We start from the raw sequence: 24,476 nt of genomic DNA, 5'->3' as shown, positions 1-24,476 counted from the left end.
ACCGTCAGACCGGCGCGATCTCCCGGCGCCGGTAGGGCCGCTCGACCCGCTTGTTCGCAGTGCGCTCCAGGGCCCGCGCGATCACCGCGCGGGTGTCCCGCGGATCGATCACGTCGTCCACGAGTCCCATCGCCTGCACCCGGTAGATGTCGATGTGCTGCCGCAGCCCCACGGCGAGCTCGGCCTTCAGCGCCGCCGGATCCTCCGCGGCCTCGAGCATCTTCCTCCCGGCGATGGCCACCATGCCCTCCGGTCCCATCACGCTGATCTCCGCCCCGGGCCAAGCGACGATCAGATCGGGCTCGAAGGCCCGCCCGCACATCACGTAGTAGCCTGCGCCATAGCCCTTGCGGACCACCACCGTGATCTTCGGCACCGTCGCCGACGCCACCGCGTACATCATCTTCGCGCCGTGGCGGATGATCCCCTGCTGCTCCACCTTCGAGCCGACCATGAAACCCGGCACGTCCTGCAGGAAGAGCAGGGGGATCCGGAAGGCGTCGCAGAGGTTGACGAAGCGCGCCGCCTTGTCGGATGCGTTCACGTCGAGCGCGCCGCCGTAGTACATCGAATTGGAGGCCACCACGCCCACCGGCCTGCCGCCCACCCGCGCCAGGCCGGTGACCAGGTTCTTCGCCCACGCGGCCTTGATCTCGAAGAAGCGCCCGTCGTCGGCGAGCACGCGCACGAGCTTGCGCATGTCGAAGGCCCGCCGCGGGCTCTCCGGCACCAGATCGAGCAGCGCCTCGTCGCGCCGATCGATCGGATCGGCGCAAGGCCGCAGCGGCGGCGCCTCCTCGCAATGGGAGGGAAAGAACGAGAGGTAGTCGCGCACCGCCTGCAGGCAGGCCTCGTCGTCGGACACCTCGAGGTCGGCTACGCCGCTCACCGCCGTGTGGACCTTCGAGCCGCCCAGCTCCTCCTCGCCGATCTTCTCGCCGACGGTGCTCTCCACCAGGTAGGGCCCGCCGATCGCGATCGACGACGTTCCCTGCACCATCGGCACGAAGTCGGCGAGGGCCGGGATGTAGGCGGTGCCGGCGGCGCCCGGCCCCATCATCGCCGCCACCTGCGGCACCACGCCGCTCAGCACCACCTGCTCGCGGAAGAGGTAGCCGGTATCCGCGAACGAGGCGATGCGCCTGCCGTCGATGCCGGCGCTCGCCTCGATCCGCGCACCGGCCGAGTCGATGAGCCACACCATCGGGATCCGACTTTTGAGGGCGATGTCGCGGAGCCGCGCCACCTTCCGCTCGCCCACCTCGCCGATCGTGCCGCCGAAGACCGTGAAGTCGTAGATCGCCGCGGCCACCGGCCTGCCGTCGATCCTGCCGACGCCGCAGATCACGCCGTCTGCAGGGGAGGGGCGGCCCTGTTCCTCGGGAAGCTCGCCCCGGTGCGCGGCGAGGACGCCGATCTCGTCGAAGCTGCCCGCGTCGAAGAGCCTGCCGAGCCGCTGCCTGGCATCCCACTTGCCCCGGGCGTGCTGCCGCTCCACCCGCTCCGGCCCGCCCATTTCCCGGGCCGCGGCCTTGCGGCGCTCCAGCTCGGCAACCCGCTCCCGCATCGTCGGCATCGGCTCACCCCTCGGTTGATTTGCGAATCAGCCGAGGATCGCCAGCGGAGCAGCGCCTCGTCAACCCGCGGGGCGGGGCAGGAACGAACACGCCCGGCGGGCCCCGATGCACGGGGCCCGCCGGGCGTCTTCGATCTCCCGAAAGAACGAGGGCAGAACCGTTCAGGAACGGCCCTGCTGCTCCTCTTCCTTGCGGTCGGGCAGCGCGGGCTCGCCGATCACGTCGTTGACCGACGGGAACCGCATGATCTCGGTGCGGGCGATACGCCACGCCTGCTGCACGACCCAGGAGAGGGAGCGATCCTGGCGGGTTGCCTCTTCCTGGATCTCGCGGAGCATGTCCTCCGGGAAGTAGAGGCTCTGCTTGCGCTTGTCGGTGCCGGCCATTCGTGTCTGCTCCTGCTACTGGGCGGGATAGTCGTCGCTGATTCCACACATCTGGATGCGCCCTGTCAACGAAACTGCCCACGCAATCGCGGTTGGCGCACCCCGCGGCTCCCCGTAGAATGGCCATTCCGGTCGCTGGGGGAATCATGCCGAACCGTCGCAACGCCGTCGCCGCCGCCCTCCTGGGTATCTCGCTCGTTCTCACCGCAGCCTGCGGGGAGGAGAAGGCGGCGACGCTCCGCCCGTCCATCGCGCTCTATACGGACGGGGGGGCGCCGCTTTCCGAGCTCTCCTTCGGCGACGTGCCCATCGCCAGCACGGGCGAGCAGACCTTCGTGATCCGTTCCGAGGAGCTGGTGCCCCTCCGGGTCACCGCCCTCGAGTTCGCCTCGGACGATGCCGCCACGAAGGCCGCCTTCAGCGCCACGCCCGCGGCGCCCTTCGACGTGGCCTCCCTCGAGGAGGCGCAGGTGACGATCCGCTTCCGCCCCACCGAGGCGCGGCGCTACCTCGCCACCGCGGTGGTCCGCTCCAACGATCCGGACCGGGCCGAAGTGCGCGTGGCCCTCGTCGGCGACGGGGTCGCCGGCAGGCTCGAGGTCCTCGCCTGCCTGCCCAGCACCACCGAGGCCCCGAGCCGTTGTGCCGACACCGTGGTCTCGCCTCCGGAGGCCCTCGCCCTCGGCGACGTCACCTCAGGCGACCACGCCGCGGCGCTGGTCACCCTGCGCAATGGCGGCGGCGACACCCTGCAGGTCACCAGCGTCGCCTTCGCCGACCCGGACGCCGCGGCGGCTGCAGGCTTCTCCATCCCCGAGGAGGCAGGCGCCGGCACCACCATCCCCAGCCTCGCCGCCGACGACTTCACCGTGAACTTCGACCCGCCGGCTGGCGGCGCTCTCGGTGCCACCTCCGCGGTCGTGGTGATCGAATCCGACTCGGACACCGATCCCCGCCTCGAGATCGAGCTGCAGGCGAACGTCGTCCCCAACAGCGAGCCCGAAGCCTGCCTCTACGTCCGCTCGGTGCAGCACGCCGACGGCAGCGTCGACGATTACGAGCCCGGCGACCCGGTGCCGCAGGTGGAGCCCACCGACGTCGTCACCTTCGATGCGGTGGCGCGGCCGGGCTGCAGCGGCGATCCGGAGGACGGCGAGGCCGTCACCGTCGAGTTCGCCCTCACCGCTCCGAACGCAGCGGCGCGCCTCAAGGACGTTGCCGGCGAGCCCTTCCAGCGCACCCTCGAGGCGGAGGCCACCGGCACCTACCGGGTGGAGGTCGCCGTCACCGACTCCCTCGGCCTCACCACCAGCGAGGACGCCGCGGGCGTCCCCGCCGCGGTGGAGATCCAGGTCGTCCCCCGCCGCGACATCGCCGTGGAGATCGGCTGGACGGGCGATCCCCTCGTCGACATCGACCTCCACTTCGTGCGCGGGTCCAAGGACAAGCTCTGGAGCGACGTGGACGACGCCTATTGGGACAACCCCGCGCCGAATTGGGGCGACATCGGTGATCTCTTCGACGATCCGAACCTGCTCTTCGACGACCAGGGATTCGGGGCGCTGATCGAGACCGCGACCCTCAACCGGCCGGAGGCGGGCCAGTCGTATTGGGTCTTCGCCCGCTTCAACAAGGACGACCGGAGCAGGAGCGAGGCAGCCGACTGCACCACCGACGCCAGCTGCGGCGCGGGCCTCGTCTGCGGCGGCGGCAAGTGCATGGAGCCGGTGGAGGTGACGCTCAAGCTCTTCCTCGAGTCGGCGGAATACGACCTCGCGCTGGTGCCCGGCTTCAACAACCCGAGGGAGCTGAAGGGGCCCTGCGACACCTGGATCGCCGGCAGGATCATCTGGCCTGCGACGACCGGTGGCGCTCCCGTGTTCCAGGCCGAGGACGTCGTCTTCAATCCGGACGAAGCCCCGACGGGCAACGTCTGCAACGTGCAGTAGCCCCATGACCGACTTCGTGGGGCGCACCCTCCGCTGCCCCATCTGCAACACCGGATTCTCCGTGGAGGTGCCGGTCGGCGTTCGGCCGGTGGCCTCCGAGACGGATTTCCGTCCGGTATTCGAGGGGCCGGACCCGATCGCCGCCGACATGCACGCCTGCCCCCGCTGCCGCTACGCCGGTTATGCGGAGGCCTTCGAGGGAGGTGCGGTCGAGGAGGGCGAGGAGATCGATCGGCCCGGTATCCCGTCACCGGTGCAGCCGCTCGGGATGCCGGACGAGGACGACCTCGACGACCTGCGCCGCTGGATCCGCCGGGGCGAGCTGGTGGCCGATACCGATCTCGAGGCGCGGGAACCCACCGCGGCGGAGCGGTACCTGCTGGCGACCCGCTGCAGGGATTACCTCACCGAGGACGATCCGCTGCCCCTCGCCGATCTCTACCTGCGCGGCGCGTGGTGCGCCCGGGCCGCAGGCGACAGCGCCACCGAGGGCGATCTGCTCGGAGAGGCCGTCGACCTCTACGACGCGGCGCTCGATACGGGGAAGGTTCCCACCAACGAGAAGGGCCGGGTGATCTACCTGGCAGCAGAGCTCGCCCGGCGTGCAGGCGATTTCGGTGCAGCCGTCGACCTCTTCGGCCAGGTCGACGCCAACGTCGAATTGGACGAGGAGGAGGGCTTGCGGCTCCACCGGCTCGCCCGCCGGATGGAGGCGCTCGCCTCGGTGCAGAGCGACGTCGCCGCCCGCATGCCCGACGACGAGGAGTTGGAGGCAGCCGCCGAGAGCGAGGACCTGCTCTGGCGCGAAGACGAGGACGGCGAGGACGGAGACGAGGACTGACCGCCTGGCTGCCCGGACGGCGGACAAAAAAAGAGCCGCCGGGTGTGAACCCGGCGGCCCTAGCGGATCCAGAGGGGGAGGGGGGGGACCCCTGGATCCAACCGCTGTCCGAGGAGGCGCGCTCCTCGTAGAGATGGGATGCCCGGCGGCACCCCCTGGGCCCAGAGGGGGAGGGGGGGACCCCTGGACCCGTAGAACGAAAATCCGATGTCCGGCTCTTCCCCTCGTTTCGCTCCCACCAACCACGGGGCAGGGCGAAAGCATTCCCGCCAGCAGGCACCCCGTTTCGGCTCGAGGTGCCGTTCGTCTTTCGGCCATCCAACCTGCCATGCTCGTTGCCCATTCCGGCGGTCGTCGACCGGCCGGCTTCCAGCCTCGATGCCCCCCACGCATGGTGTTTGACGCAATCATACGGCCCGGTTTGCGGCGCCACAACTCGACCACCCCGCCGGGCGGGGATGCCGAAACGAGCTACCCGCGAGGATTCGATGGCAGTGGCCGCCCCAGGTGAACTCGCCGCCACGCTGGTGCGGCAGCTCCGCGCCTTCCGCTTGCCTGGTGGCAGCGAGGTCGTCGTGGCCTTCAGCGGCGGGGCCGATTCCCTGGGCTTGCTGGCGCTCCTCGCCAGGCTGCCTGGTGCGGAGCGCCCGCGGCTCCAGGCGATCCACGTCGATCACGGCCTCCGGCCCACCGCCGCCGACGAGGCGGTGGCTGCGCTGGAGGCTGCCCGACGGCTCGGCGTCGAGGCCCGGGTGATCCGGGTGGAGCTCACCGGCCGAGGGGGCGTGGAGGCAGCCGCCCGGCGGGCGCGCTACCGGGCCCTCGCCGGCGCCGCCGCAGGCCGGCCGATCCTCACCGCCCACACCCTCGACGACCAGGCGGAGACCGTTCTCCTCCGTCTCGCCAGGGGGAGCGGCGTCCGCGGTGCCGGCGGCATCCGGCCCCGCACCCAGCTCGGCGGGGGGCTCGTCCTCCGGCCTCTTCTCGGCGTGCGCCGTGCCGCCCTCCACGCCTTCGTCCGCAGCCTCGGCCTCGATCCGGTGGAGGATCCCTCCAACCGCGACGTCCGCTTCGGCCGCAACCGGCTCCGCGCCGAGGTGGTCCCGCTGCTGGAGGCGATCGCGCCGGCGGCCGTGCCGGCGCTCGCCCGCTTCTCGGAGCTGGCGCGGGCGGACGAGCGCTACCTCGCCCAGCGCGCGGCAAAGGCAGCCGCGCGGATCGAGCTGCCCGACGGCGCCCTCGACGCAGGCCGCCTCGGCCGGCTCCCCCTCGCGCTCCGGCGCAGGATCGTCCGGGCTCGGATCGAGGCTGCCGGTGGCGCGCCGCCGCCGGCTGCCCGGGTCGCCGAGGCGCTCGCCCTGATCGCAACCGGCGGCGAGATCCACCTGCCCGGCGGCGTCCTCGTCACCGTTCGCGCCGGGGCTTTCCGGGCAGCGACGGGACCGACCGGCCAGGCGGCGCGTCGAACCGCCGTGGCCCAGGGAAGCGTAACCGCCAGCGCCGAGCTGGCGCCGGGCACCCCCGTCGCCGCCGGCGGCCTGGTCTTCGCGGTCGAGGGGCCGCTGCCGATGCCGGCGGCGCCGGCATCGGGTGAGCTCTGGACCACCGCCGCGCCGCCCTTCCTCGTGCGTGCCGTGCGACGGGGCGAGCGCCTTCCCGTTCCCGGCACCGGGCACCGCCTCGCCTCGGATCTGCTCGCCGAGGCCAGGGTCCCCCGGGAGCTCCGGCGCGCGTCGCTGGTTGTGGAAGGGGCCGGCGGGCCTATCTGGCTCGTTGGCGTGCGTCCTCTGTGCGGCAGGCCGGGGGCCGGCGAACCGGCGTGGCGGGTTTGCGCATCGAAGGGGACGCCGGGTTGAAAGAGGAGCATGCTCCGACCCGGAGGTCGGGCGAACCGCACCGATGTGGAACGATCCCGTTGCTTCGATGGTTGGCGTGGCACTGCAACGGAAGCATCGGCCGGGCGTCAGCACCGACCGGGAGGACCCACGCAGTGCGGCGCGGAGAAAACGCGCCGGCAGGAAAGCCCGACGTCGGACGTTGGGTCGTCCGTGGCTGAAGCGCAGACCCGCATTTCGTTGAGTGGGCCCTGCGTCTTCGTTAGGTTGTTTCGTTCCCAGATGCCGAGGGGCTAGTGCGCGTGCGACAGTCGTACAAGACCGTTCTGCTGTGGGTAGTGCTGATCGTGATGTTCGTCAGCTTCTACCAGTTCTTCAACCACAACGGCACCGAGGTGAAGGAGACCGAGTACTCCACCTACCTCACCCAGGTGGAGAAGCAGCAGGTCGAACAGGTTGCCATCAAGGGCAACACCCATACCTATACGCTCAAGGGCGACAAGACCGAGTACAAGACCTCGGGCCCCGTCGGCGAGAAGCTCATCGAGCGGCTCGACGGCGCAGCGGTGAAGTTCAAGTTCGAGAAGGAAGAGCAGAACTCGGTCTGGCTGCAGGTTCTCCTGCAGGGCCTGCCGATCGTCTTCCTCTTCGTCGTCTTCCTCCTCTTCATGCGGCAGCTGCAGGGCAGCGGCGGCAAGGCGATGTCCTTCGGCAAGTCGAAGGCCAAGCTGCTGTCGGAGGTGTCGAACAAGATCACCTTCAACGACGTGGCCGGCATCGACGAGTGCAAGGACGAGCTCGAGGAGATCGTCTCCTTCCTCAAGGACCCGAAGAAGTACACGAGGCTCGGCGGCCGCATCCCCAAGGGCGTGCTGCTCATGGGCCCCCCGGGTACCGGCAAGACCCTGCTGGCGCGCTCCGTCGCCGGCGAGGCCGGGGTTCCCTTCTTCAGCATCTCCGGCTCGGATTTCGTCGAGATGTTCGTAGGCGTCGGCGCCAGCCGCGTGCGCGACCTCTTCGAGCAGGGCAAGAAGAATGCCCCCTGCATCATCTTCATCGACGAGATCGACGCGGTCGGTCGCCACCGTGGCGCGGGCCTCGGCGGCGGTCACGACGAGCGGGAGCAGACGCTCAACCAGCTCCTCGTGGAGATGGACGGCTTCGAGTCGAACGAGGGCGTGATCCTCATCGCCGCCACCAACCGGCCCGACGTCCTCGACCCGGCGCTGCTGCGTCCCGGTCGCTTCGACCGCCGCATCGTGGTGCCGCGCCCCGACGTGAAGGGCCGCGAGGGGATCCTCAAGGTCCACACCAAGAAGACCCCGCTCTCGCCCGAGGTCGACCTCGAGATCATCGCCCGCGGCACGCCCGGCTTCTCCGGCGCCGACCTGGAGAACCTGGTGAACGAGGCTGCGCTCCTCGCCGCCCGCCAGAACAAGGATCGGGTCGACATGACCGACTTCGAGTCGGCGAAGGACAAGGTGATCATGGGCACCGAGCGCCGTTCGCTCGTGATGTCCGAGAAGGAGAAGTACACCACCGCGGTGCACGAGGCCGGCCACGCCCTGGTCGCCAAGCTCCTCCCCGGCACCGACCCGGTGCACAAGGTCACCATCATCCCCCGCGGCCGCGCCCTGGGTCTCACCCAGCAGCTGCCGGTCGAGGATCGCCTCAACATCTCGCGGGAGTACGCGCTCGGCGCCATCTCCGTCCTGATGGGTGGTCGCATCGCCGAGGAACTCGTGCTCAACGGCCAGAAGACCACCGGCGCCGGCAACGACATCGAGCGCGCCACCGACATGGCCCGCTCCATGGTCTGCGAATGGGGCATGACCGCCCTGGGGCCGATGACCTTCGGCAAGAAGCAGGGCGAGGTCTTCCTCGGCCGCGACGGCATGGGCGGCGGCCACAGCGCCGACTACTCCGAGCAGACCGCTCGCGACATCGATGCCGAGGTCCGCAAGATCGTCACCGAGCAGTACGACCTCGCTCGGAAGGTGCTCGAGGAGAACCTCAGCTTCCTGCTCGCCATGGCCGACGCGCTCATGGAGCACGAGACCATCGACGGCGAGGACATCAACGTCATCATGGGTGGCGGCAAGATCACCCGGGCCCGTCCGAACACCGCGGTCCTCGCCAACCGGCCCGCTGCGACCGCCGGCGAGAAGAAGGACAAGAAGAACATCCTCGACGCCCTCGAGGGCCTCGGCAAGACCGCCGAGCCGGGCAAGGCCTGACCTCCTTTCGCCGGTGCCCCCTCGCACCGGCAGCCGGGCATCGCCCGGCAAACCGCCCGCCGGCGTCGCACCCGGCGGGCGTCACGCACGCGCGTAGCGGCCAGCAGGTTCCGACCTGCTGGCCGTTTTTCGAACGGGCGCGGCGAAGGCTGCCCTCATGCAGTGCATGAGCTTTTCACGCCGCACACGAGGCGGTGCGCCGGCCCGCGCAGGCTGCTATCCTTCGCCGCTTCTCCGCACGTGCCTTCCTCCCACCTGCGGCGAATCCCGACATGACACGCGCCCGCTTCTTCAGCCTCGACGGTGGTGGGGACCTGCACCTCGCCCTGCGCCCGCTCGGCTTTCCCGCCGCAGCAGCCTCGTTCCTCTCCGGCACCCTGGTGCAGGGACACCTCCTCCTCTCCGGCCTCGAGCCCGGTCCCGCTTCGCTGGTCCGGGAGCTCTGCGGCGGCGGAAGGGAGTCGATGCCCCGGCTCACCGAGGGGGACAGGCCCGGCGCCTTCCTCCTCTCCGGCCGCGTCGACATGCTCAAGCGCCTCGGCAGCGCCCTGCAGCAGCGGCCCGACGTCGAGGGCGCCTTCATCGCCGGCGGCAAGGTGCTCCGCGCCTGCTTCCACGCAGGCGCGCACCGGCAGCCGGTGGTGATCGGCGACAAGCAGGCAGGCGCCGGCCGCACCCTGGTCATGGGGATCGTCAACGTCACCCCCGACTCCTTCTCCGACGGCGGCCGTTTCCAGGCGCCGGAGCGCGCGCTCGCCCACGCCCGGGCGCTGGTCGAGGCAGGGGCCGACATCCTCGACGTCGGCGGCGAGTCGACCCGGCCGAAGGGCCCCTACGGCGAGGGCGCCCAGCCCGTCTCGCCCGCGGAGGAGCGCGCCCGGGTCGAGCCGGTGGTTCGCCTCCTCGCCAGGGAGCTCCCCCACGTTCCCATCTCGGTGGATACCTCCCGCGCCGAGGTGGCAGAGCCGGCGATCGACGCCGGCGCCGCGATGATCAACGACGTCCGCGGCCTGCAGGACGACGCCCTCGCCGACGTGGTGCGCCGCCACCAGGTGGCGTGCTGCGTCATGCACATGCCCGGGGAGCCCGGCGTCATGGCGGGGCAGACCGGCTACGAGGACGTGGTGGCCGAGGTGGCGGACGCCCTCAACGAATGGGTGGACCGGGCGCAGGCACGGGGCGTGCCCCCTGGTCGCCTGCTCGTCGACCCCGGCTTCGGTTTCGGGAAGACTGCTGGGCAGAACTTGTTCCTGCTTCGGCAGCTCTCGCTCCTCGGGGCATCGGTCGGCAGGCCGGTGCTGGTGGGGACGAGCCGCAAGGGATTCCTCGGGCAGGTCACCGGCCGCCCGGTCCACGAGCGCGACGCTGCGACCGCTGCCAGCGTGGTGGCCGCCATCCTCGGCGGCGCCGCGGTGGTGCGGGTCCACGACGTCGCTGCCTGCAGGGACGCGGTGCAAGTTGCCGATGCGGTGGCGCGAAGCGACGAAGGCGGGGCGTTCTTCGCCTCCGAGGAGGACTGAATGGGATGGAGCAGCCTCCTCGGCCTGGGCGGACCCTGGCAGATCCTCGCGGCCGTCGCCGACGTGTTGCTCGTCTCGTACGTGATCTACCGCGTGCTGCTCCTGATCAAGGGCACCACCGCGGTCCCGATGCTGGTCGGCCTCGGCATGATCACGATCGGCTTCTTCGCCTCGAAGTGGGCGGGGCTGCAGACCTTCCACTGGCTGGTGAGCCAGTTCCTCTCCTACTCCTTCATCTTCGGCATCATCGTCCTCTTCCAGAACGACATCCGCCGCGGCCTCGCCCGCCTCGGGCAGGGTTGGAGCCTCGGCTACGACCGCGCCGGTGAGGCCTCGCGGATCGAGGAGGTGGTGCAGGCAGCGGTGAAGCTCGCGCAGCGGCGCCACGGCGCGCTCATCGTGATGGAGCGCACCGCCGAGCTCGACGACCTGGCGCAGACCGGGGTCCGCGTCGACGCGGAGGTCTCCGACGAGCTCCTGCTCTCGATCTTCCAGCCGGGCACGCCGCTCCACGACGGCGCGGTGGTGATCTCCCGCGGCAGGATCGCTGCGGCCAAGTGCATGCTGCCCCTCACCGCCAACCCCACCGTCGGTCGCGACCTCGGCACCCGGCACCGCTCGGCCATCGGCCTCACCGAGGAGGTCGACGCTGCGGTGCTGGTGGTCTCGGAGGAGCGGGGCAAGCTCTCGCTCGCCGTGGGCGGCAAGCTCCACCGCGACATGGATGCGGACGTGCTCCGCAAATTCCTCCTCCGGCTCTACGCGGCCCCCCGCCGCGGTACGCTCCCGCCGCGTCCGAGAAAGGCGGCCGCCTGATGAAGGCCGTCTTCTCCTCGGACCTGAGCCTCAAGGTCTTCTCGCTCGTCCTCGGGCTGGTGATCTTCTTCGCGGTGCGCACGGAGCAGGAGGTGACCACCACCGTGGGCCTGCGCCTCGTGCTGCGGGAGCCCAGCGGGCTGATCAACACCTCGGACGTGCCGCCGGAGATCACCGTGCGGCTCTCCGGCGCCTCGGGTTCGATCCGCGCGCTGGCGCCGGGCCAGCTCGGCCCGATCACCCTCGACCTGAGCTCCTTCGAGAAGGGCCAGAGCACCGTCCGGATCCGCGAGGAGCAGCTGGCACTGCCGCCGGATCTCGAGGTGGTCTCCATCTCGCCGTCGGCGGTGAGCGTTCGCCTCGAGGTGAAGGATCGGAAGAAGCTGCCGGTGAAGGCGATCCTCCAGGGCGCGCCGGCAGACGGCTTCGTGGTGGAGAAGACCCAGGTCGATCCGCGCGAGGTCGAGGTGGAGGGCCCCCGCCGCGAGCTGCGCGACGTGCGCTTCGTCCGCACCGCGCCGGTGGACGTCACCGGCGCCCGCGAGCCGGTCAATGCCTCGGTGGTCTTCGAGCTCCCAGGTCCCCACGCCCGGGTGACCGGCGGCGTCTCGCGGGCAGAAGTGGACGTCGCGATCGCCGTCGAGCGCGCCGAGCGCATGGTCAGCCTCGAGGTCGGCGGGATCCCCGGGGCGCGCCGCGCCGTGGCGGTGCGCGCCAAGCTCCGCGGACCGAAGAGCGTGATCGACAAGCTCGACGAGAAGACGCTTCGCGCCGAGGCGGTGCTCGACGAGGATGCGAAGAGCCGCAAGCCCTTCGCCGTGCGGATCGGCAACCTGCCGGAAGGCGTCGAGCTCCTCGACCCGCTCCCGACGGTGCCGCGGCCCGCGCCACCGCCGAAGCGGCGTTAGGCTGCCGCCGCCGGCGCCTGCGTCGCGTGGACGAGGTGGATCCGGAAGCACGCGCCGCCCGCGGGGTCGTTCTCCGCCACGATCGATCCGCCGAAGCGCTCGAGGAACTCACGGGCGAGCGGAAGGCCCAGCCCGGTTCCGGCCCCCTGGGGTTTGGTGGTGAAGAAGGGATCGAAGAGGCGCGGCAGCGTCTCCTCGTCGAAGCCGGTGCCGCTGTCCACCACCACCACCTCCACGCCGGTGGCGGTGGCTCGTGCCTCGATGCGGATCGTGCCGCGGCCGCGCTCCGGCACCGCGGCCAGCGCATCCGCGGCGTTCACCAGCAGGTTGACGAAGACCTGGACGAGGCGCGGCCGGCTCGCCACCACCAGCGGCAGCGCCGATGGAACCACGAGCTGGACCTCCGCCACCGCCCTGGTGCGCACCGAAGCGATCCGGTTGGCTTCCGCCAGCGCGGGCTGCAGGTCGCAGGCACCCACCTGCGCCTCCTCGTCCCTGGCGAACGAGCCGAGGTCCTTCACGATGCCGGCGATGCGTTCGATCCCCAGCTGGCTCTCCGCCACGATCTCCTCGAGCTGCGTCTGCAGCCCGGCGCCCCGCTCGTATTGGAGCTGATCGAGGTTCGACTTCACGAAGGCGAGCGGGTTGTTGATCTCGTGGGCGATCCCCGCGGTGAGCCTTCCGAGCAGCGCGAGCTTCTCGGCGTGGGCCCGGCGCTGCTCGCTGATCGCCAGCTCCTTCTCCGCCTCGGCCCGGGAGCGCTCGAGGGCGCTCTCCGCCGCGAGCAGTCGCTGGTAGCTGGTCACGCCGACGAGGGAGAGGGCGAGGCTGGTCGACCCGATCACGCCCCAGACGAAGAGATCGCTCGCCGCAGCACCCGCGTCGAGGAGGAGGGCGGCGTTGCCGAGCAGCGTGCCCAGTCCGGCGACAACCGTCGCCGGGCGGTTGTCCGGGGCGAGGGCGCCGAACATGAGCGGCAGCGCGAGCATCCACCAGAAGTAGGGGCCGCCGCTCCCGCCCACCTGGACCGAGAGCGCGAGCCAGCAGCCCACGGTGAGCAGTGCGGTCAGCACCAGGGCGCGATCGCGAGCGGGGGAGGGGAGCCGGGGCGCGAGGCTGCCGACGAAGATCACGCCGGCTGCCCAGAAGAGGCGCACGGCGAGCGCGCCGACCGGCACGCCTTCGGTCAACACGAAATCGAGCGCGCCACTGGCGACGATCACGCCGCCGGCGAGATAGAGGACGTACCGGCGGTTTCTCGTCGCTGCGTCCGAACGGAGCATCAACCTCCCCCTCACGGGTGAGGGCCAGCATGCCCGTTTTCACCAGCCGAGAACATCCTATCTCTGTGGGGGCGCTATGTTCCGTGTGTTCGTGGGCCGACGATCGGCTGCCCGGGCGCGCGCTTCAAGCGTGGCGCGTTCGTTCCGCGGACGCACCGTAGAGGGCGTGGGAGAAGCGCTCGCGGAGCTCGTCCAGCCAGGCCGACGCCGACGAGCCCTCGTACCAGGGCTGGTAGTGGCAATCGAGGGCGTGGAGCTCCTTGCGGAGCCCGTGCTCGTCCGGCCCCGTGTCGAGGAGCCGCTCGAGATCGTCGAGGGCGAGGCGCACCAGGCCGGGCCGCTCGTCGCGGACGAAGGCCTCCACCGCCTCGCTGGCGCGGGCCCAACGCCGCTCCCAACCCACCGGGAAGTAGTCGTGGAAGAATTGCACCAGGTGCCGCAGCGCTTTCCCACCCATGGAGGGGAAGATGCGGACGATCGGCAGCCGCCGGCAGGGGGAGGCTGCATCCGGGGCCTCCCGCGGTGGGGGAGGCCGCGGCCTTCACACACAGCGCCTTGCCCAACCCGGTGGGAGCTGCGATGCTCGGTGCTCGACCCCAAGACACGAGGTGAGAAATGCGCCGGATCGCCGGAGCAGCCCTGCTGTTGTCCCTCGGCCCCCTGGCCGCCTGTGGTGGCGAGGAGCCCACCGCCGCCGCCACCTGCGAGCCCGCGACCTGCACGAACGAGCTGCACCTCGGTGCGCCGGCGCCCGACGCGGACCGGATCCGGATCGAGCTCTGGGACCGCGTCCTCGAGACCGGCTGTCCCGGCAGCGCCACCATCGGCGGGCTCACCATCACCTGCGCGCCGGACGCCATCGTGATCGCGCAGCCTCCCGGCGGCCCCGACGAGGAGAAGTTCCGCGAATCGGGCACGCTCAACCTCCTGGTCGAGACCCACGACGCCAGCAGGGGCAGCCGCCTCTCCGCGCTCACGACCACTGGAAGCCGCCAGGTGGCGCCGGCGGGATCGGGCTGCGAGCCGGTCTGCTGGATCCGCGGCGGCTGATCGATCGGCGGCGCGTCCGCATCCGGAGTCGACGTGAGAGCCCCGCTCGTTCTTCCGCCCGCGCTGCTGCCAGGCGACACGGTCGGCGTCTTCGCGCCCTCGGCGCCCTCCCACGCGAAATACCCGGAGAAATACCGCCACGGCCTCGACCAGCTCCGCCGCCTCGGCTACCGGGTGAAGGAGGGTTCCCTGACCGCCCGGGGCACGATGGAGGGCTACCGCTCCGGGGCGCCGCTGGAGCGTGCGGCGGAGCTCATGGAGCTCTCGCGCTGGACGGCTGGATCCTCCTCATCGAGGAGATGGAGGCGCCGATGTCCCGGCTCGAGCGCAACTGGCGTCACCTCGAGCGCCTCGGCGTCTTCGACCGGATCGCGGGGCTGATCGTGGGCAAGCCCGAGTTCTTCCGGGACGAAGGCGCGCCCTTCTCGATGGAGGATCTGCTCCTCGAGATCGTCGGCGACAGACAGCTCCCCATCGTCTCCAATTTCGACTGCTGCCACACCCAACCGATGCTCACGTTGGCGGAGGGCGCGACCTACCGCCTGATCGCGCGACCCGGCGACGCGCAGTTGGTCGCACAGGGCCCGTGGGTGACGGCCCGCTAGCCGCCCAGCACCTGGGCGAGCTTCACCGCTACCAGCAGCACCACCGAGAACGTGGTGCCGTCGACGCGCTTGCGGCTCGCCTGGTCGAGACGCCGGTCCCGCCGCGCCCGGAGCCAGAACGCCCCCCAGCCCACCAGCGTGAGCACGGCCAGGGGGACGAGGAGGCGCGGCGTCTCGACCACCAGCACGGCGAGCAGCAGCGCCGCGCCCGCGCAGCCGATCGCCACCTGGCCCGCTGCGCGCAGGCGCGCGCCCGGGGCCCGCTGCAGCGGCCGCCACGTCCGCAGCCGCTCCTGGAGCTCGCCCGCCCGCTCCACCTCGGCGGGGATGGCCACCGCCCCCGGCGGCACGTCGAGATCGATCACGATCGCCCCGGAGGGCAGCTGCCGGAGCGCCCGGACCTGCGCCGGCTCGAAGGCAACCAGCAGCCGCTCCTCGTGCCACAGCCTGCCGCCCGCAGGCGACACTTCCAGGCGCCACCCCCTCCACCTGCGGTGCTGCAGCCGGAGGAGCAGCCCCAGGCCGAGCGCCACCGCGCCGACCACGAGCCCTGCCAGCAGCGGAAGGAGCTCGTCCCTGCTCGGCCGTGCCCATTCCGCCACGAACGCCAGCGCGGCGATCGCCACCGCCGAGAGCAGGGCCTGCCGCACGAAGATCGGCCGAAAGCCCCCCGGGGAGAGTCGGTAGCTGTCCATTTCCGTCATCGCGCCATCCTACGCCGCCGGGGGCGGGGGTGGCATCGGGACATGGATGGCCCACCTTCCATGGGCTATAGAGCTGCAAGCCCGCCGCTCCGGCGTGTGGCCGGGGCGGGGCAGCGGAGAACGAAAACGCCATGTCCGCCACCACCACGCCGGTCACCTCGTTCCCCAAGGACAAGATCAAGGTCGTCCTCCTGGAGAACATCCACCCGAGCGCCACCGCGATCTTCTCGGGCGAGGGCTTCCAGGTCGAGATGGTCAAGTCGGCCCTGCAGGGTGACGAGCTGGCGGAGAAGATCGCCGACGCCCACGTGCTCGGGATCCGGAGCAAGAGCCAGGTCACCGGCGACGTCCTCGCCAACGCCCGCAGGCTGCTCGGCATCGGTGCCTTCTGCATCGGCACCAACCAGATCGAGCTCGATGCAGCCAACATCCGCGGCGTCCCGGTCTTCAACGCGCCCTTCTCCAACACCCGATCGGTGGCGGAGCTGGTGATCGGCGAGATCATCGTGCTCTCCCGCCGCACCTTCGACCGCTCGCGGGACGCACACGAGGGCCGTTGGTTCAAGACCGCCGAAGGCTCCTTCGAGATCCGGGGCAAGACCCTCGGCATCGTCGGCTACGGCCACATCGGCGCGCAGGTCGGCGTGCTCGCCGAGGCGATGGGGATGCGGGTCGTCTTCTACGACACGATGACCAAGCTGCCGCTCGGCAACAACCGGCCGGTGGCCTCCCTCGAGGAACTCCTCGTCGAGTCGGACTTCGTCACCCTCCACGTTCCCGCCACGGCGCAGACCCACCGGATGATCGGCGGCGAGCAGCTCCACCAGATGAAGCAGGGGAGCTACCTGCTCAACCTCTCCCGGGGCACGGTGGTCGACATTCCCGCCCTCGCCGATGCGCTGCGGCGCAAGGTCCTCGCCGGCGCGTCGATCGACGTCTTCCCCGAGGAGCCGGAGGGCAACGGCCCCGGCTTCGAGAGCGAGCTGCGCGGCCTCGAGAACGTGATCCTCACCCCGCACGTCGGTGGCTCCACCATCGAGGCGCAGGCGAACATCGGCCGCGAGGTGGCGACCACCCTGGTGAAGTTCATCAACAACGGCACCACCAGCGGCGCCGTGAACTTCCCGCAGGTGGAGCTGCCGCCGGTCCCCGGCGCCCACCGCATCTTGAACGTGCACAAGAACGTGCCGGGCGTTCTCCGGGACATCAACAAGATCGTCTCGGACCTGAACGCCAACATCGAGCGGCAGTACCTGTCGACCGATGCGAACATCGGCTACCTGGTCATGGACCTCGGCGCGGACGTCTCCGAGGACGTGCGCAAGGCGGTGAGCAGCCTCGACGCCAACATCCGCACCCGGATCCTCTACTGACCCGTCGACGCGTCGGCTACGCGGGGTTGCCAAAAGAAACACGCATGGTGCCATAATCCCCCCGATCTCTTTTCGGGGGAACTCCATGCGTCGTCCCGTCCTGCTCACCGCCGTCCTGCTCACCGCCGTCGCGCTGGCCGTCATCGCTTGTGGCGCCGAGCCAACTACACACATCGTCGCAGCTACCGGCGGTAGCTCTGGCGCGGTCGGCACCGGTGGTACGGGCGGAGCCGGCGGGAGCGGTGGAGCGGGTGCCGGTGGTTCCACCGCGCGCAGCGTCGAAGAGAATTGCTCCGACTACTGCGCATGGCAGGTGGCGTGCGGCATGACCGAGCAGGCGCGCTGCGTCGAGACCTGCGTCGGTTACCCGCGCCTCTCTGCGAAGGACTTCGAACGCTGCCTCGCCTGCCTGGACGAGGCGGCCTGCGGCGAGTTCATGTCCTGCGGGGATGCATGCACGCCGCAAGGGGCGATCCTCACCGTCACCGGTACCGGCTATCCGGTAGGCGTGCGCCACATCCTGGCGGTGACCGAGGTCGCGATGGGCTGGACCCAATCCTCCGAGCGCATCCACCGCAGCTCGAGCGAACGCTTCTCGCAGACCTTCAAGCTTCCGGAGGGCGTTCCAGTCGTCGTCGAATCATTCGTCGACATGGACCACGACGGAGGTTGCGACGTGCTGCGTGACGACGTGATGCGCTTCGAACTGGAGCTCTCCGGCCCGGTGACCATCGACGTCTCCCCGGGGGCGCCCACCGGTGTCGAGCCGACCTGCGAGGGATTCAATCGAGGCAACCCCCACGACGTCATGGCGACGATCTCGGGGCTTCCCACCGATAGCCCCGGTTTCGTCCACGCCGCGCTGGTTGGTGAGGCGCCGTCCGGCATGCGTTTCGTGCAGGAGCGCAAGACCGCACTGCCGCGCACAGGTAGGGCCATCTTCGAGTTTCCGCGCAGCGCCCTGCACGGATTCCGATATTCGATCGCGTGGCGCTTCTCGGCGAGCGACACACTCGGGTGCACGAGTGCCGAGCGCGGCGGTGCGTCCGAGCCCGAGGTGGCTGATCGGCGTCTCGAGTTTTCGATGGCCATGGGAGAGGCGCTAGCCCCCTGCGCGCTGCTGCCCGGCTTCGGAACCGACGTGACCTTGCGAGGGAGCAGTTTCGGCGGTCTCGACGAGGGCAGCGTACGCGCGGCGCTCGTCGAATCGGCAACCGGCACCGTGCAGGGCTGGGCCTTCGGGCGGATCGCGGACGGCACTTTCGACCTCGACTTCCCAGGCGGGGTCCTTCCCGACCTCGATTACCGCATCGCCGTCGATGCGTCCGCGTCGGAATGGGGTTCTTGCCTCGACGAGACGCCGAATACCTTCTGGGTCGAGGTTCCGGCGGGCGGTGCCGCTGCACTCGACGGGAGCCAGCCCAACGCCTCGGACGTCTGCCCGCTGGCGTTCGAATTCACCCGCCAGGAGTTCTGACCAGCGGCGCCGGATCGATCACCTTGCCGGGGTTGAGGATCCCCTTCGGATCGAGCGTGGCCTTGAGCGCCCGCAGCAGCGCGATCTCCGCGGGGCTGCGGGACCAGTGGAGGTAGGGCTTCTTGAGGAGCCCGATCCCGTGCTCGGCGCTGATCGAGCCGTGGTGGCGCTGCACCAGCTCGAACATCCCCTCGTCGAGCGCGCTCGCCGCTGCGAGGAACGCCGCCTTCTCCATCTCGTCGGGCTTCATGACGTTGACGTGGAGGTTGCCGTCGCCGATGTGGCCGAAGATCGCCACCTCGAACGCCGGGTAGCGCTCGTCGATGAGCCGCTGGAACTCGGCGGTGAACGGCTCCAGCTCCGCCACCGGCAGGGCGATGTCGTTCTTGTGGGGCATGCCGGTCGCCGCGAGGCTCTCGCTGATCCCCTCGCGCAGGCTCCAGAGCTCCTGCGCCTGCTGCGCGTGGGCGGCGACCACGCCGTCCAGTACCAGCTCCTTCTCGAAGAGCGCCGCCTGCCAGGTCTCGAGCGCATCCGGCTCGCTGCGCTCCACCTCGAGGAGCACGTAGTGGCTCGCCTCGGTCTCGAAGGGCAGACGCACGCTGCGGTGGCGCCGCTGCCTGGCCACGCAGACGTCGGTGAAGAACTCGTAGGCCATCACCGTGAAAGGGCCGGCTTGTGCCTCGCGGAACAGCCGCAGCACCCCGGCGAGATCGGGCACGGCGAAGAGCATCACGTCGAGCTTGCCGGGGAGGCGGGTGAGCTTGAGCGTCGCCTCGGTGATCACGCCGAGGATCCCCTCGCTGCCGACGAAGAGCTGCCGCAGATCGACACCGGTGTTGTTCTTCTCGAGGGCGCCGCCCAGCTCGAGCACCTCGCCGGAAGCGAGCACCACCTGCAGCCCCAGCACCCAGTTCCTGGTGAGGCCGTAGCGGATCACCTTCACGCCGCCGGCGTTGGTGGCGATGTTGCCACCCACCTGGCTCGATCCCTTGGAGGCGAAGTCCACCGGCCAGGTGAGGCCGAGAGGGCGCACGTGCTCGTGGACCGCCTCGGTGACGGCGCCCGCCTGCACCCGCACCGTGTTGCCGAGCTCGTCCACCGGATCCATCCGGCGCATCCGCTCCAGGGAGAGCACCACCTCGCCGTTGGCCGCCACCGCGCCGCCGGCAAGGCCGGTCCTGCCACCCGAGGGGACCACCGCCACCCCGTGCTCGTTGCAGAGCGCCAGGAGCCGGGAGACCTCCGCGGTGCTGCGGGGAAAGGCCACCAGCGCGGGCGCCGGCACGTGGACCTTCGTCCAATCCCTGCCGTACTCGGCGAGGTCGGCTGCTTCGCGGGAGACGAGATCGCCGGGAAACTCCGCGGCGAGGCGATCGAGGAAGGCGGCGGGAAGCGGGGCGCTCATGCCGCAGGCGTAGTGCGCCCCCGGCGCAGGCGCAAGCGCGATCGGGCCACCTACCGTCCCGGCTGCGCGTAGACGGCGTTGATGGTGCCGCGGTAGCCCGAGAGCGCGATCCGCTCGCCGCCGAGGCGCAGCTGCAGCGCGGTGGAGAAGCCGCCGTCGAGGTTGAGCGCAAAACGTGCACCCAGCCCCCCTTCGAGCACGGGGCGGGCGGCGAAGTCGGCGATCTGCCAGAGGGTGGGGCCGGTGGCGGTGGTCTCCGGCCCCAGCTGGATCCGGCCGTCGCGCTCGGAGGCGATCGCGCGCTCGTCCACCGCCGCGACGAGATGGACCATGCCCCGCCAATCGATCACCACCACCGAACGCGCGTCGTGGGGCAGATCCGCCCGGGCCCGCACCAGCACCTCGCTCTCGTCGACGAGGCGGTCGATGCTCTGCACCGCATGCTCCAGGGGCTGCCGGAGCAGGTCCTCGCTGCGGTGGAGGATCCCGGGAGCGCCGCCGTTGACGAAGAAGACGCCGGAGCCGCCGCCGCGGCGCAGGCGTGCGTGCTCCGTGCCCGCTGCGACCACGAGTCCCATCGGCTCGTTCTCCAGATCGTAGAAGCCGCCGTTGATCGCCACGAAATCGCCGCGCAGCGACGACACCACCGCGGCGAGCGGGGCGGGTTTCGCTGCGGGTAGCACGCCGAGCCTCGCGCTGGCGGGATCGATGGAGACGATCCAGAGCCTGCCGTCGCCGCTGCTGCTCGCGTAGCGCCAGACCGCCGCCTCGATCCCGGACGCGGCGGAGCCGATCCGGTGGAGGAGCGCGGTGCGCTCCAGCCGATCGGACGTTCCGTTCACCGCTGCCGGCGCGGCGGCGCTGCTGGAGGTGTCGACGAAGAGCACCAACCAGGCCGCCACCAGGCACCAACCGAACCATCGCCGCGCCATGCTGCCTCCTCGCCCAGCATGCCAAGCAAAGGTGGTGCTGCACCACCACGAGGAGGCGAGCGGGCGCTCGAATCGACCGGCGCCACCACCGGCGCGGCGCTCGCGCCACGAATCGCCGCACGACGACCGCGGTCTGGGCGCGAATTCGCCGCGCCACTTGTTACGCTGGGGCGATGGCACCGCTGCTTCCGGCACTCCCGGCACCGACGATCGTCCGCGCCGGCGGCGAGGCGCTCCTCGTCCGCCGCCTCGGTGCCGGGCCGCGGATCGTGCTGCTCCACGGTGGGCCGGGACTCGACCACCACCTGCTCCTGCCGCTCGCTCGCCCGCTGGCCGAAGCGTTCGACGTCTGGCTCGTCGATCTTCCCGGCCACGGCAGCGCCGGTGGCCCCGCCCTCGGCCTGGAGAAGACGCTGGTGCGCCTCGGCCACTTCCTCGCCGAGGTGCAGCCCGAGGTGCTCGGCGGCCACTCGCTCGGTGCCTTCTTCGCCCGGGAGCTCCTTCGGGCGAAGATCGTTCGGCCCCGGGCCGCCATTCTCGTCTCTCCGCCGGGGCCGGTGCGGGGCAGGGAGGGGCGCCGCCCGCTCCCCAGCGTCCGCGGGGCCACGGGGCCCGTGCTGCGCGAGGCGCTCCTCGAGGAGCTCGGTCCGAGGCTCACCTCCGAGTTCCGGCAGGACCTCGAGGCGGCGGTCCTGCGCAGCCCGGAGCAATACGGCCGCCTCGTCGCCGACCTCCTGCCGCTGCTGCGCGCCGCCGTCCCCTCCTGTGATCCCCGCTGCCCGGTTCTGGTCCTCGCCGGCGCCGACGACCGGGTGGCGCCACCCTCGGTGGCGCAGGCCGTGACGCTGGCCACCCGCGGCGCGGAGTTGCAGATCGTCCCCGGCGCCGGCCACTTCCCCTGGGCTGCTGGCGCGGCGCCGATCGCCGATCGGATCCGCCGCTTCCTCGCCGAGCACCTCGGTTAATTGCGCTGCAGGGTGAGGTAGAGCCACGCCACCCGGACCCGCTCCTTCGGATCCGTCGCTGCGGCCGCCTCCGCCAGCACCTCGCGGGTCGCCGCCTCGTCGAGCTCCTCGGTGAGCGGCGCGATCATCGCGGGGATCTCCATCAGCTCGACCAGCTCCCCCTGCGGCCCCTCGTACTCGAGGCGCTCCTGCGCCAGCAGCTCGAGGCCGAAGGGGCGGACCTCCGCCGCGAACCGTTCCGGGTCGAAGGGCGTGGAGGTCCGGACGAAGGCGGCGCCGGTCCGGGACTCGATGGCGCGGGCGAGGGCCACCTGGAAGGGATGGAAGGGGGCGCTCTCCACCCGCTCGGCAGGCACGTTGAAGACGAAGCGCGCCCCGGGGGCGAGCACGCTCGAGAGACCCGCGAGCACCTTCGGCCGATCCGGAAATTGCCAGAAGGCCGCGTTGGAGACCGCGCGATCGAAGGTCCCTTCCAGCGCAGCAGCCGCTGCACCTGCCTCGGCCACCACGAAGCTCGCCCGGGGATCGAGGGTCTGGGCCCTGGCCACCTCGACCATCTCCAGCGACTGGTCGACCCCCACCACCTCGGCGTCCGCCGGCAGCAGGGCGAGGCAGGCCTGGGTGGTGGCGCCGGTGCCGCAGCCGAGGTCGAGGACGCGGCGGGCGTCGCCCAGCGCCGCGCGTTCGACCAGGCGCTCGTTCAGCCAGCTGTAGATGCGCCGCTCGCGGACGAAGCGGTCGTAGATCTCGGCGTTGTCCCAGCCCCTCCAGCGACGATCCTCCATGGCCTCGTAGATGCCACCTGCAGCCGGTCGTGGCCAGCGGGCTCTTGCGGCATGAACTGCAGTCGATCTAGGTTCCCCATCGTCGCGCCGGTCCGACCACCCGGGAAGATCCGCGCGTCTCGTCCACCCCACGCGAGGTTCGTTGCATTGGATCGCATCGCCTGAAGCCCAAGCCCTCTGCTTGATCCCGACGCTTCGGAGCGATCTCCATGCCATCCCTGCGCGCCAACGGCGCTTCCTTCGCGTTTGCCGACGCCTTCCCGCTTTTTTCCGCAGCCGACTTCGTTCTCCCCGCAGGCTGGACCGGCCTCGTCGGTCCCAACGGTGCGGGCAAGAGCACACTGCTCCGCCTGATCACCGGTGAGCTGGAGCCCACCGAAGGCTCCCTCCGCACCGATCCCGAGCGCCCCGTGGTCCACCTCTGCCCGCAGCGGGTGGACGAGGCCGACGAGGCGGTGGAGGCCCTCGCCTGGGATTGGGAGGGGCACGCCATCCGCCTGCGGGACGAGCTCGCCCTCGATCCCGAGGCGCTCGGGCGCTGGCCCTCGCTCTCGCCTGGGGAGCGCAAGCGCTGGCAGATCGGCGCGGCGCTCGCCCGGCAGCCCGATCTGCTCCTCCTCGACGAGCCCACCAACCACCTCGACGCCGCGGGGCGGGAGCGCCTCGTGCGCGCCCTGTTGCGCTTCCGGGGCGTGGGGATCGTGGTCTCCCACGACCGCGCGCTCCTCGAGGAGCTGGCGACCCGCACCCTCTGGCTCGAGGACGGCGCGCTCCAGCTCTTCGACTGCGGCTACGGCGCGGCGCGGGCGCAGCGGGAGGAGGCCTGGCGCCGCAGCCTCGAGCAGCTCACCGCTGCGCAGGAGGCGAAGGCCGCGATCGACCGGCGTCTCGCCCAGGCCCGCCACCGGCAGCAGCAGGCGGTGGCGCAGCGCAGCGTCGGCGCCAGGATGAAGGGGCCGAAGGACAGCGACGCCCGCGGCCTCGGCGCCGACTTCCGCGTGGCCCAGGCCGAGAAGCGGATCGGCAGGGAGGTGGCGGTGGTGCGCCGGGAAGCGGCGCGGGCCACCGCGGCCCTCGATGCGGTGGAGCTGCGCAAGGAGCTCGGCCGATCGGTCTTCCTCCACTGGGAGCCGGCGCCGCGAAATCCCCTGGCCAGCCTCGTCCGCGAGCGGATCGAGGCCGGCGAGCGGATCCTGCTCCGGGACGTGCAGCTCACGCTGGGCAGGAGCGACCGCATCCACCTCGCCGGCGACAACGGCGCGGGAAAGAGCACGCTGATCCGGGCGCTGCTCGAGGCGGCGCAGCTCCCGGCGGAGAAGGTGCTCCACCTCGAGCAGGAGCTCTCGCCCGAGGAGGGCCGCGCGACCCTGGGCGAGCTGCGGGCGCTTCCGCCGGCAGAGCGGGGCAGGGTGCTCTCCCTGGTGGCGGCGCTCGGCACCGACCCCGACCGCCTCCTCGCCAGCGAGAGCCCTTCCCCCGGCGAGGCGCGCAAGCTGAAGATCGCCTGGGGCATGGCCCGGCACGTGTGGCTCCTCGTCCTCGACGAGCCCACCAACCATCTCGATCTGCCGGCGATCGAGCGCCTCGAGGCGGCCCTCTCCTCGTGGCCCGGGGCCCTCCTCCTCGTCACCCACGACGCGCCCCTCGCCGCCGGTACCACCACCGCCCGGTGGCGGATCGGGGATGGCGTTCTTCACGTCGAGTGAGGGTCGGGAGAGGTGCGAAAAAGCGCACTTCCCGCTACGCTGGCTCGTCGTGTTTAAGCCGCCCCGTGCATGGCGCCGCTTTCGCCGGCGCAGGGCGGCCTCTTCGCGTCGTCCGGGGG

Annotated in this window: 22 protein-coding genes; 14 read left to right on the top strand and 8 right to left on the bottom strand. The window is 71.1% G+C overall.

Annotated elements, in window-relative coordinates:
* Positions 1-4: 4 nt before the first annotated feature.
* Positions 5-1,576 (bottom strand): acyl-CoA carboxylase subunit beta, encoded by a 1,572-nt coding sequence (locus tag ACESMR_RS22255; protein WP_373049332.1) that lies wholly within the window; start codon positions 1,574-1,576, stop codon positions 5-7.
* A 162-nt stretch (positions 1,577-1,738) separates the two neighbouring features.
* On the bottom strand, positions 1,739-1,963 hold the full coding sequence (locus tag ACESMR_RS22250) for a TIGR04563 family protein (protein ID WP_373049331.1): 225 nt from the start codon (positions 1,961-1,963) through the stop codon (positions 1,739-1,741).
* 146 nt (positions 1,964-2,109) lie between these two features.
* Between ACESMR_RS22250 and ACESMR_RS22245 the strand changes: the two genes are divergently transcribed.
* From ACESMR_RS22245 to ACESMR_RS22215, 7 genes are all read left to right on the top strand, one after another.
* Positions 2,110-3,912, top strand: coding sequence for a choice-of-anchor D domain-containing protein (locus tag ACESMR_RS22245; protein ID WP_373049330.1), 1,803 nt, complete (start codon positions 2,110-2,112; stop codon positions 3,910-3,912).
* 4 nt (positions 3,913-3,916) lie between these two features.
* Entirely contained in the window at positions 3,917-4,753 is an 837-nt protein-coding gene (locus ACESMR_RS22240) for a DUF2225 domain-containing protein (RefSeq protein WP_373049329.1), read from the top strand.
* Between the two features lie 488 nt (positions 4,754-5,241).
* Complete coding sequence (gene tilS / locus ACESMR_RS22235; RefSeq protein ID WP_373049328.1) at positions 5,242-6,609, top strand: tRNA lysidine(34) synthetase TilS; 1,368 nt, start codon at positions 5,242-5,244, stop codon at positions 6,607-6,609.
* A gap of 281 nt (positions 6,610-6,890) precedes the next feature.
* Entirely contained in the window at positions 6,891-8,825 is a 1,935-nt protein-coding gene (ftsH, locus tag ACESMR_RS22230; RefSeq protein ID WP_373049327.1) for an ATP-dependent zinc metalloprotease FtsH, read from the top strand.
* A gap of 272 nt (positions 8,826-9,097) precedes the next feature.
* Positions 9,098-10,345: a dihydropteroate synthase gene (folP, locus tag ACESMR_RS22225; protein ID WP_373049326.1), complete on the top strand. Its 1,248-nt coding sequence runs from the start codon at positions 9,098-9,100 to the stop codon at positions 10,343-10,345.
* The gene (gene cdaA / locus ACESMR_RS22220) at positions 10,346-11,161 is read left to right on the top strand and encodes a diadenylate cyclase CdaA (RefSeq protein WP_373049325.1); all 816 of its coding nucleotides are present in this window, start codon (positions 10,346-10,348) and stop codon (positions 11,159-11,161) included.
* Positions 11,161-12,069: a YbbR-like domain-containing protein gene (locus tag ACESMR_RS22215; RefSeq protein ID WP_373049324.1), complete on the top strand. Its 909-nt coding sequence runs from the start codon at positions 11,161-11,163 to the stop codon at positions 12,067-12,069. The genes cdaA and ACESMR_RS22215 overlap by 1 nt, the downstream gene beginning before the upstream one ends.
* Here ACESMR_RS22215 and ACESMR_RS22210 read toward each other — a convergent pair.
* Together ACESMR_RS22210 and ACESMR_RS22205 are read right to left on the bottom strand one after the other, a co-directional pair.
* On the bottom strand, positions 12,066-13,352 hold the full coding sequence (locus tag ACESMR_RS22210; RefSeq protein ID WP_373049323.1) for a sensor histidine kinase: 1,287 nt from the start codon (positions 13,350-13,352) through the stop codon (positions 12,066-12,068). The two genes, ACESMR_RS22215 and ACESMR_RS22210, sit on opposite strands and share 4 nt — an antisense overlap.
* 124 nt (positions 13,353-13,476) lie before the next feature.
* Complete coding sequence (locus ACESMR_RS22205; protein ID WP_373049322.1) at positions 13,477-13,809, bottom strand: contact-dependent growth inhibition system immunity protein; 333 nt, start codon at positions 13,807-13,809, stop codon at positions 13,477-13,479.
* Positions 13,810-13,967: 158 nt separating this feature from the next.
* On the opposite strand from ACESMR_RS22205, the gene ACESMR_RS22200 reads away from it, so the two are divergent.
* From ACESMR_RS22200 to ACESMR_RS22190, 3 genes are read left to right on the top strand one after another with little or no spacing between them, the layout of a single operon-like run.
* Entirely contained in the window at positions 13,968-14,402 is a 435-nt protein-coding gene (locus tag ACESMR_RS22200; protein WP_373049321.1) for a hypothetical protein, read from the top strand.
* A gap of 33 nt (positions 14,403-14,435) precedes the next feature.
* Positions 14,436-14,783, top strand: coding sequence for an LD-carboxypeptidase (locus ACESMR_RS22195; RefSeq protein ID WP_373049320.1), 348 nt, complete (start codon positions 14,436-14,438; stop codon positions 14,781-14,783).
* On the top strand, positions 14,672-15,007 hold the full coding sequence (locus tag ACESMR_RS22190) for a hypothetical protein (protein WP_373049365.1): 336 nt from the start codon (positions 14,672-14,674) through the stop codon (positions 15,005-15,007). The genes ACESMR_RS22195 and ACESMR_RS22190 overlap by 112 nt, the downstream gene beginning before the upstream one ends.
* On the opposite strand, the gene ACESMR_RS22185 is transcribed toward ACESMR_RS22190, so the two are convergent.
* On the bottom strand, positions 15,004-15,711 hold the full coding sequence (locus tag ACESMR_RS22185) for a hypothetical protein (protein WP_373049319.1): 708 nt from the start codon (positions 15,709-15,711) through the stop codon (positions 15,004-15,006). The genes ACESMR_RS22190 and ACESMR_RS22185 overlap by 4 nt on opposite strands.
* A 131-nt stretch (positions 15,712-15,842) precedes the next feature.
* Between ACESMR_RS22185 and serA the strand changes: the two genes are divergently transcribed.
* Together serA and ACESMR_RS22175 are read left to right on the top strand one after the other, a co-directional pair.
* On the top strand, positions 15,843-17,084 hold the full coding sequence (serA, locus tag ACESMR_RS22180) for a phosphoglycerate dehydrogenase (protein ID WP_373049318.1): 1,242 nt from the start codon (positions 15,843-15,845) through the stop codon (positions 17,082-17,084).
* Positions 17,085-17,169: 85 nt separating this feature from the next.
* Complete coding sequence (locus ACESMR_RS22175; protein WP_373049317.1) at positions 17,170-18,561, top strand: hypothetical protein; 1,392 nt, start codon at positions 17,170-17,172, stop codon at positions 18,559-18,561.
* Here the strand turns inward: ACESMR_RS22175 and ACESMR_RS22170 are convergent.
* Together ACESMR_RS22170 and ACESMR_RS22165 are read right to left on the bottom strand one after the other, a co-directional pair.
* Positions 18,542-19,969, bottom strand: a complete 1,428-nt coding sequence (locus ACESMR_RS22170; RefSeq protein ID WP_373049316.1) for an FAD-binding oxidoreductase — start codon at positions 19,967-19,969, stop codon at positions 18,542-18,544. The two genes, ACESMR_RS22175 and ACESMR_RS22170, sit on opposite strands and share 20 nt — an antisense overlap.
* 50 nt (positions 19,970-20,019) lie before the next feature.
* The gene (locus tag ACESMR_RS22165) at positions 20,020-20,901 is read right to left on the bottom strand and encodes a phosphodiester glycosidase family protein (RefSeq protein WP_373049315.1); all 882 of its coding nucleotides are present in this window, start codon (positions 20,899-20,901) and stop codon (positions 20,020-20,022) included.
* 173 nt (positions 20,902-21,074) lie between these two features.
* Here ACESMR_RS22165 and ACESMR_RS22160 point away from each other — a divergent pair, with 173 nt between their 5' ends.
* The gene (locus ACESMR_RS22160) at positions 21,075-21,866 is read left to right on the top strand and encodes an alpha/beta fold hydrolase (protein WP_373049314.1); all 792 of its coding nucleotides are present in this window, start codon (positions 21,075-21,077) and stop codon (positions 21,864-21,866) included.
* Here the strand turns inward: ACESMR_RS22160 and ACESMR_RS22155 are convergent.
* Positions 21,863-22,651 (bottom strand): class I SAM-dependent DNA methyltransferase, encoded by a 789-nt coding sequence (locus ACESMR_RS22155; RefSeq protein WP_373049313.1) that lies wholly within the window; start codon positions 22,649-22,651, stop codon positions 21,863-21,865. The genes ACESMR_RS22160 and ACESMR_RS22155 overlap by 4 nt on opposite strands.
* Before the next feature lie 209 nt (positions 22,652-22,860).
* On the opposite strand from ACESMR_RS22155, the gene ACESMR_RS22150 reads away from it, so the two are divergent.
* Complete coding sequence (locus ACESMR_RS22150) at positions 22,861-24,357, top strand: ATP-binding cassette domain-containing protein (RefSeq protein WP_373049312.1); 1,497 nt, start codon at positions 22,861-22,863, stop codon at positions 24,355-24,357.
* Positions 24,358-24,476: the final 119 nt, after the last annotated feature.

Origin of the sequence: Vulgatibacter sp., assembly GCF_041687135.1 — a bacterium.
Classification (GTDB): domain Bacteria; phylum Myxococcota; class Myxococcia; order Myxococcales; family Vulgatibacteraceae; genus JAWLCN01.
Note: the sequence above shows the minus strand (reverse complement) of the source record. Positions and strands in the feature narration are given on the sequence as shown.